Origin of the sequence: Massilia horti, from assembly GCF_004614195.1 — a bacterium.
In the GTDB taxonomy this organism is placed as follows: domain Bacteria; phylum Pseudomonadota; class Gammaproteobacteria; order Burkholderiales; family Burkholderiaceae_D; genus Telluria; species Telluria horti.
The window spans coordinates 1-8,490 of record NZ_SPUM01000099.1 but is presented as its reverse complement, the minus strand read 5'-3'; the positions used below and the strand labels follow the sequence as shown (position 1 = coordinate 8,490).

Genomic DNA, 8,490 nt, shown 5'->3' with positions numbered 1-8,490 from the left:
TTTGAACGCGTGGGCGTTCGGCCGGCCACTGGCCAGCCTCACCCTGCCCACCCTACGAGCCCCGCTAACGGTCGACTCAAGTTCGCCAGGCACGCATGCTCCCGATCAGCCCTCGATCATCCCGCGCAGGCCGCTGGTGCGGTGCGTCCGCCGCAGAATCGCCTCGCCCAGCGCCGCACTGGTCGGCGAGAACAGCGTGAATTCAGCGCTGGCGCGGGTGATTCCGGTGTAGACCAGCTCGCGCGTCAGGATTGAGCCTCGGTCCTGCGGCAGCACCAGCACCGTGTGCCGGAACTCCGAGCCCTGCGACTTGTGGACCGTCATCGCGAACGCAGTCTCCACGTGGCGCAGGCGCGTGGCCAGCACGCTGCGCACTTCCTCGCCCTGCAGGAAGTACACCCGCAGCGATCCCGGCCGATCCGGGTCGGCCAGCGTCAACCCGATGTCGCCGTTGAACACGCCCGTTCCGTAGTCGTTGCGGGTCACCATTACCGGCCGCCCCACGTACCATTCGCCACCGCGCCGCAGCAGGCCCGCCGCGTCGAGCCGCTGTCCGATCGCATCGTTCAGTCCCTCCACGCCCCACTCCCCTTCGCGCACCGCGCACAGGATGCGGAACGCCTCGAAGCGCTGCAAGACCGTACGTACCCAGGCGTCGTGTTCGCCCGTCGCGCCCTCGGCCAGCAGTTCCAGATACGGCTGGTAGCCGTCAACCGCGAGCTGGACCACGTGATGCTGGTGTGCGTGGTCGAACCAGCGCAGGGCCGGGTCGCCGCTGCGCAGCACTTCCCCGGCGCGAGTTACGTCGCCCGCGTTGACCGCCAGCGCCAACTGGCCGATCGGCCCGCCGAAGCGACGGCTGTGGCGCAGCATGACGGTTTGCTGGGCCAGTGCACTGCCGCTACCCGCATACTGCTCGGGAATCTGCTCGCCGCTGGCTTCAAACGCAAACCTGAGCGTGGCGTCCGAGTAGCCCCCCGCCTGCGCGTCGTGGCACAGGTCGCCCAGCACGGCGCCTGCCTCCACCGACGCCAGCTGGTCCTTGTCGCCCAGCAGGATCAGGGTCGCGGATGGCGGCAGCGCGTCGAGCAGGCTGGCCATCATCTCCAGGTGCACCATCGACGCCTCGTCCACGATCAGCACATCGACATCGAGCGGATTGCCGCGGTGGTGCGCGAAGGCGCGGGTGTCGGGGCGCGCGCCCAACAGGCTGTGCAGGGTGCGCGCCGCGCCCATGCGCGCGGTCAGTTCGCGCAGCGGCAGCGCCGCACCGACGCGGTCGGCCAGTTCAGACAGCGCCTTGTCGATCGACTGCTTCAGGCGCGCGGCCGCCTTGCCGGTTGGCGCGGCCAGCGCAATGCGCTGCCGGCCGGCCTCTTCGCCTGCGATTGCGAACAGCAGCGCGAGCAGGCGCGCTACCGTATAGGTCTTGCCGGTGCCGGGGCCGCCGGTGATGATCGCCACCGATCCACGCAGCGCGATCGCGCACGCCAGCTTTTGCCAGTCCGGCACTTCGGCCTTGCGCGCCGACGTGAACAGGATGTCGAGCCAGCGCCGTGCCGCCTGCGCGTCCACCTCGCGAGCCGCGCCGGCTCGCTCACGAATCGCCTGCGCCACCAGCCGCTCGTCACGCCAGTAGCGGCGCAAATAAAGACGCTCGCCGTCGAGCACCAGTGGCTGGTCGTAATCGAACTCGCCCACCTGCCACACCTGCTCGCATGCGCAAAGGCGAGCGATCCACCCTTTCGCGTTCTTCGGCAAGGGCGCGCAAGTGCCGGCCAGTGCCTGCCAGTCTTCCTCGCTCCAACCCAGGAGCGCGGCGGGTCCGGCCGCCAGGTCGGTCAGCAGCAGGCAGCTGTGGCCGCGTCCTTCGAGCTCGGACAGCACGCTTGATGCGAGCAGCAGCTCGGGCGTAGTCGTGCCGAGCGACGCGATGAAACCGGCGAATGCGCCCGACAGGCGGCGCAGCATGCCCGCCTCGGTCAGCCGCCTGGTTTCAAGCCAAAATCCGGCAAGGGAGTCGTCAGGTTTCATTCGTATCGCGTCAGTTGGCCAGCAACCGGTTCAGGCCCCCGAGCAGCTCGATGTCCGGTTCAAGCAGGCAGCAGCCATGGGTGGACGGGTTGGCGATCCCGCGCAGGAACAGGAAGATCGCACCGCCCAACTGGGTGGCCGGATCGTAGTCGTCGCCAAGCCGGCTTTCCAGCAGCCGGTGCAGCGCCAGCATGTAGATCGCGCCCTGGATGTCGTAGCGATGCGCGGCCATCCCGGCCGTCATGGCGGCCTTGGTGTAAGCGGCGTCGCCCGGCCCGAGCGCGTTCGATTTGTAGTCCAGTACCCAGTAGCGCCCGTCGTGCTCGAACACCAGGTCGGCAAAGCCCTTGAGCATGCCGTGCAGCTGGCGCTGCGGCAGGTGCGGCCGTGCCAGAGCGCCCAGCAGCCGCTGGCGGCACAGCTGGTCGAGCTTGGCCACGTCAAGCCGCTCGCTGGGGAACCAGAACTCCATCTCCGGCAGCGGCGCACGAATCTCGGACAACGCCGCGCCCAGCGGCGGCAGGCGCGTCGCGGCCACCGTGCGCAGCCACGCCACCGCGTCCTCTTGCCGGTTGCCCCAGCCGGCACGTTCGATGCGCTGCGTCAGCCGCGCCTCGAAGTGCGGATCATCGATGCAGTCGAATCCTTCCTGCGCCATCCATTCAAGCTGCTCGTGCAAAAAATTGCCTGGGACGGAGCCGCGCGGGAAGCGGTGCCATGGCGCGTCCTCGGTCGCGGCCGTCAAGCCGCCCGGCGCTTCTTCCAGCAGCGTCTCCTCCTGCGCGCGCTGGGGAGCAGGGGCGGCGGCATGGCGCACCAGCGACGTGAACGAGCCGACCGTCCAGTCGCGCTCGAACTCGCCCGCGAACGCCGTGGCGTCCACCAGCTCCGGCCGCGCCTCCTCCCGGTCGAGCTGCGTGCAGCCATCTGCCGCCGGCAGCGCGTGCAGTTCGATCGCATCCAGTTCGCCGCGCACCTGCTCCCAGCGCTCGCGCAGCGCGCTTGCCGCAATCGGCTCGCCGCCGGTCAACAGGTAGCCCAACGCCGACTCGTGCATCCGGTTCTTGCCAACCGCAGCGGTCACTCCCAGCCACAGGAAGTGGCGGGCGCGGGTCAACGCCACGTACAGCAGGCGCAGGTCTTCCTCCAGCCGCGCCTGGTCGACCGCGGCCAGCGCCTCGTCCGACAGCGCCAGGTCGATCCGGCGCGCGCCCGCCTCGTCCACGTACTCGAAGAAGGCACGGTTGTTGCGGGAGGTCTTGCGCGCCGTGACCGCGAACGGCAGGTACACCAGCGGGTACTCCAGGCCCTTCGATTTGTGCACCGTGACCACCTTGACCAGCTCGGCGTCGCTTTCCAGGCGCAGCACCCGTTCGTCGCCGCCCTCGCCCACACCTTCGAGCTGCTCGGCGAACCAGCGGATCAGCGCCTGTTCGCCCTCCAGCTGGCTGCTCGCCTCCTGCAGCAGTTCGGCCAGGTGCAGCAGGTTGGTCAAGGTGCGCTCGCCGCCCGGCTCGGCCAAAAGGCGTGCGGGAAGCTTGAGCTCGTGGATGAAGCGGCGCAGCATCGCCAGCACGCCCTGCCGCTGCCAGGCCACGTGCAAAGCCTTGAGCTGCTCGACCCGCGCTTCCCACTCGGCCTCGTTTGACGCCAGGCGCGCGAGTTCAGCCAGCGGCAGGCCCGCCGTCCGGGTCGCAAACGCGGCGCGAGCCAGCGCGCCGTCCAGCGGGTTGGCCACCGCGTACAGCCAGCGCAGCACGTCCGCGGCTTCCTCGCTGTCGAGAACCGAGTCCTTGTCCGACAGGTAGACACTGGGCACGTTGCGCATTGCCAGCGCACGCCGCACGGCGCTCGCCTCGTGCCGGTCGCGCACCAGGATCGCGATATCGGCCGGCATCAGGCGCGTGAACGCCGCACCGTCCCGGAATCCGGCACGCTCGTCGTTCAGCAGCGCCACGATATGCTCGGCGCAGTGGTGCGCGAAAAAGTCGCGGTAATCGTCCGCCTTCATATCGTCGCGATCCGTGCAGCAGATCGCCAGCGCCTGGTATGGCCCCTCGACCCCGACCAACTGCGGTTTGTGGCCGGCCGCTTTCACCGGCTCGAACGGCAGCGGGTTGACGTCCCCGTTTCGGAACCGGAATGCGCCGGCCGCGTAGCCGGTCCGCTCGTCCTCCGCATAGCTGAACAGCCGGTTGACCGCCCCGACCAGCGCAGCGGTGGAACGGTAGTTGGTGCCCAGTTGGTAGTGCCGCCCTTCGGTGGCACGCCGCGCCGACAGGTAGCTGTGGATATCCGCGCCGCGAAAGCCGTAGATCGACTGCTTCGGGTCACCGATCAGGAACAGGCCGTGCGCGCTGTCGTTGTCCGCCACCCGGTACAGCAGGTCAAAGATGCGGTACTGATCGGGCGAGGTGTCCTGGAATTCGTCGATCAGTGCGACTGGGTACTGCTCGTTGATGCGGCCGCGCAGCGCCGCACCGTTCGGCCCCAGCAAGGCATCCTTCAGCCGCGCCAGCATGTCGGCAAAGCCGAACTGGCGGTTCTTGCGCTTCAGTTCCGCCATCCGGCGCGCGATATGGCTGGCGGCGTGACGCACCAGCGCGTGCGACAGCGGCTCGATCGCCTGCAAGGCCTGGCACAGGGCGGACGTGCCGTCGAAGCAGTCCGGCACCTCGGCCTGGAAATCCTTGGAAAAGGCATCCACTATGCCGTCGGGAGTGAGGCGCCACCAGGTTTTCTCGTTCAGGTCCGGCATCACCATGACCGGGTCGAGCGCCCAGGCGCGCAGCGCGTCGAACCACTTGACCAGCGAATCGGGACGCATCTTGTTCCCGTTAAAGCACTTGGCATTGCGCTCGCGATGAAACGCGATCCACTGTTCCATTGCGTTCGCGCGGTCCAGCCAGCCCTCCTTCAGGCGCGCGAGCTCGGCCTGCTGTGCCCGTTCGGTGCGGGCGATCAGCGCCGCCAGCGGCTCGCTGCGCACCTCGCCGAATGCGTCGGCGCGACCCACCAGAGCGCGCATCGCGCCCTTGAGCACCCCCACGTCGCCCCAGCACGACAGCACCGCACCCAGGGCATCGCGATTCAAAGGATAGACGTGCTGGCGCCAGTAGTCATGGGCCGCGTCTTCGAACAGCGCGGCCTCGTCGCTGACCAGCTCTTCGTCGAACAGGCTGCCGCTGTCGAACGCGTGCTCGCGCAGCATGCGCTGGCACCAGGCGTCGATGGTGAAGATCGCGGCTTCGTCCATCGTCTCCGCCGCCAGCATCAGCCGGTGCGCGGCGACGTTACGTTCACTCTCGGTGAGGTACTGCGCGACCAGGCTCGCAAGGTAAGGGTCGTCGAGATCGAGTTCGCCGCGGAAGTAGCTCGCTGCCTGCACCAGCCGCTCCCGTACCCGGTTCGACAATTCGCGCGTGGCGGCGCGGGTGAAGGTCATGACCAGAATCTCGGAGGGCAGCAACGGCCGGGCAAAGCCATTCTCCCCGCCGTGGCCGAGCACCAGTCGCAGGTAGAGCGCGGCAATCGTCCAGGTCTTGCCGGTGCCGGCGCTGGCCTCGATCAGGCGCGAGCCATGCAGCGGAAACGTGAGCGCATCCAGGAGTTGACTCATTGTTCGTCTCCTCCCAAGCGCGCAACGGCGATCCCGTCCGCGATCCAGGCTGCCAGCCCACCGTACACATCCTCGGCCACGCCGGGCCACTCGCCGCTTGACGTCAAGTCCGCGAATTCGGGCCACAGGCGCGCCAGGCACAAGTCCTCGACCTCGCCCCCGCGATTGAAGCTGCCTTCGTAGGCGGCGCGCGCATCGCCATCCTGCAGTTGCGCGAGCGCGGTGACGCAGGCCACCGGCAGCGGCCGAGCCAGATTGCGGCGCCACTGGGCGACAATGTTCGCAAGTTCGGCGCGCGCCTGCTCCTGCTCCACCGGCGCCACCGTCAACACCGCGTCGCGCGCGACAAGGATGCCGGTCACGTGCGCGCCGGCCGCGGCGGCGGCAAGCTGGCGCAGCCAGGGGCCGATCAACCGGTCGCCGCGCACCACGCCCTCGCTGTCGAGCACCTTGGATACCGTCTGCATCAGCCACGCGGTGCCGGCTTCACCCACGCGCAACTGGTCGAGCCAGTCGTCAAGATGGATGCCGTCAAACTCCAGGCTGACCGCCTGTTTCGGTGCAGGGTCCGGAAAGCGCGCACGCCAGGTCAGCCACGCCGTGCGCACCGGCACCAGGGCGCCGACCAGTTCCTCCTGCCACTGGCGGCCGACCAGTCCGATCGGCAGCACGCCCTCGCGCGCCAGCCGCTGCGCGCGCGCCTCCAGGGCCTGGCGCACTTCATCCAGCGGCTCCGGTGGGGCGCTGTCGTCGAGCAGGCTTTTCTCCAGAGCGTAGCGGTCCAGGCCGTCGAGCGCAAACGGCTCCTCGTCCTCCCCCACCAGGTCGGGCGCGGCGAAGCTCACGCCAAGCCGGCGGCGGAAAAAATAGCGGGCGGGCTGGCGCAGGAAACTCTCCAGCTCCGCGAGCTTGAGGCGAAAGTCCGGCTCCAGTTCGTACGGCGGCAGCTCGTCGGATTCAGGCGTGGCCTGCCCGGCGTGCGCCGCGCGCCATTCACCGGCATAGGTCGGCAGGCCGCCCCGTTCGAAATAGCGGCGGCTGAACGGTTGCAGGGCGTGTTCGACGGTGATCAATTCCAGGTCCAGCTGCCAGCCGGCCTTGAGGTAATCGCGCAGCTGCGACACCAGCACCGATGCCGGCTGTTCGCTATTGTCGCGCACGTTGCGCCCGACCCAGCTCACGTACAGCTTGTCGCGCGCGGCCAGCACCGCCTCGAGCATCAGGTAGCGGTCGTCGTCGCGGCGCGAACGGTCGCCCGGCCGCGCCATGCCCGGCATGGCCAGCAGGTCGAAGTCGGCCTGGCGCGCGCGGCGCGGAAAATCGCCGTCATTCATCCCCAGCAGGCACACCACCCGGAACGGCACCGCGCGCATCGGCATCAGGGTGCAGAAGGTGACGCCGCCGGAGACGAACTGGTGGTTCAGCGTCGGCTCGTCCAACTGGCCAAGCCAGGCCTCGCGCAGCACGGCCAGCGGCACCGGTTCGTTAAAGCCAGCCTGTTCGCAAGTCTCGAGCCAGGACTGCAGCGCCTCGTTCAGGCGCGACAGCGTCAACCGGTCGGATTCGCTGCCCGCATCGAAAAACGCCGCGAGCAGCGCCCGCGCCCGGACGCCCCATTCGGCAGGTACGCACGCCTCTTCCAGCAGCGCGCGCCATTCGAGCAGCGCTTCGATCAGCTGCGCCAGCGAACCGGCAATCGCCGCGTCAAGGCCACCCACTTCCGGATACGGCTCGATGTCGCGGTAGTTGGCGCCCGCCCCGCTCGCGTAACCGAGCAGCATGCGCCGCACGCCGAAAATCCAGGCGTTCTGTTCGCCCGCCGAGCCCAGTCCCAGGCCTGCGCGATGGTCGATGTCCAGCCCCCAGCGCACACCGGCGCCCTCGATCCAGTGCCCAAGGGTCGCCAGCTCGTCCTCTTCCAGTCCAAAGCGCTGCGCCACTGCCGGCACGTCCAGCAGGTCGCGCACTTCGCTCTGGCGGCAGCGCTGCTGCGGAAGTCGCAGCAGCCATTCGAGCGCGACCAGCAGCGGGTCGACGCTGCGGTCGCGCACGTCGCCGATCTCGAACGGAATGCGGCGCGGATCCCCTTGCCGGTGCTGGTCGAACACGGCGTGGATCGCCGCCGAGAAGGTGTCGATGTCCGGCACCATCACCACCACGTCGCGCGGGCGCAGGCTGGGGTCTTGTTCGAACCATGACAGCAGTTGGTCGTGCAACACCTCCACTTCGCGCTGCACGCTGTGCGTGACGTGGAACTCGATCGAGCGGTCCGATGCCGGCGGCGGCACGTGCGGATGCTCCGACGGCGGCAGCAGGTCGCGCACCGCCGCCTGCAGTTGCGCGAGCAGGGTTTCGCCCTCGCCTTCGGAGAACAGGTCCACACGCAGGTTCTCGAACTTGCCGGCCGAGTCGCCGTCGAATTCGTCGAGCATGCGCACGAAGTCGCGCCCCTGGCGCCCCCAGCTCGCCAGCAGCGGATGGCTGTGCGCGTGCAGCTCCTCGAGCGGGATGTTCGACAAGTCGGTTCCGCCGCGCGGCTGCTGGCGGCGGCGAGCGGCCTTGAGCAGTTCGCGGCCTTCGATGATGTCGCCCCAGTAGAACTGGCACGGATTGGGCACGGCCAGCAGCACCTGGGTGTGGCGCGACAGCGCGGCGACCGCCTGCAGCGTCTGGTATGGCAGGGCCGACATCCCGAACAGCACGACGCGGCGCGGCAGCCGGCCCGCCGGCGGTTCGCCCGCCAGGCAGGCGTTGACGAACATTTCATGGACGGTCGCGCGGCCCGAGGCGCGCTGCGCCGGCGGCAGGCTGGCGTGCACCGCGCGCCAGAGCTGGGC

Annotated in this window: 3 protein-coding genes; all 3 read right to left on the bottom strand. The window is 69.0% G+C overall.

Features of this window, described 5'->3' with window-relative positions:
- Window positions 1-105: 105 nt before the first annotated feature.
- A complete protein-coding gene (recD, locus tag E4O92_RS14420; RefSeq protein ID WP_135190436.1) occupies window positions 106-2,034 on the bottom strand; it encodes an exodeoxyribonuclease V subunit alpha in 1,929 nt (642 codons plus the stop codon).
- Between the two features lie 10 nt (window positions 2,035-2,044).
- A complete protein-coding gene (gene recB / locus E4O92_RS14415) occupies window positions 2,045-5,653 on the bottom strand; it encodes an exodeoxyribonuclease V subunit beta (RefSeq protein ID WP_135190435.1) in 3,609 nt (1,202 codons plus the stop codon).
- Window positions 5,650-8,490, bottom strand: a 2,841-nt coding sequence (recC, locus tag E4O92_RS14410; protein WP_135190434.1) for an exodeoxyribonuclease V subunit gamma, incomplete at its 5' end; no start/stop codon positions are given. The genes recB and recC, both read right to left, overlap by 4 nt.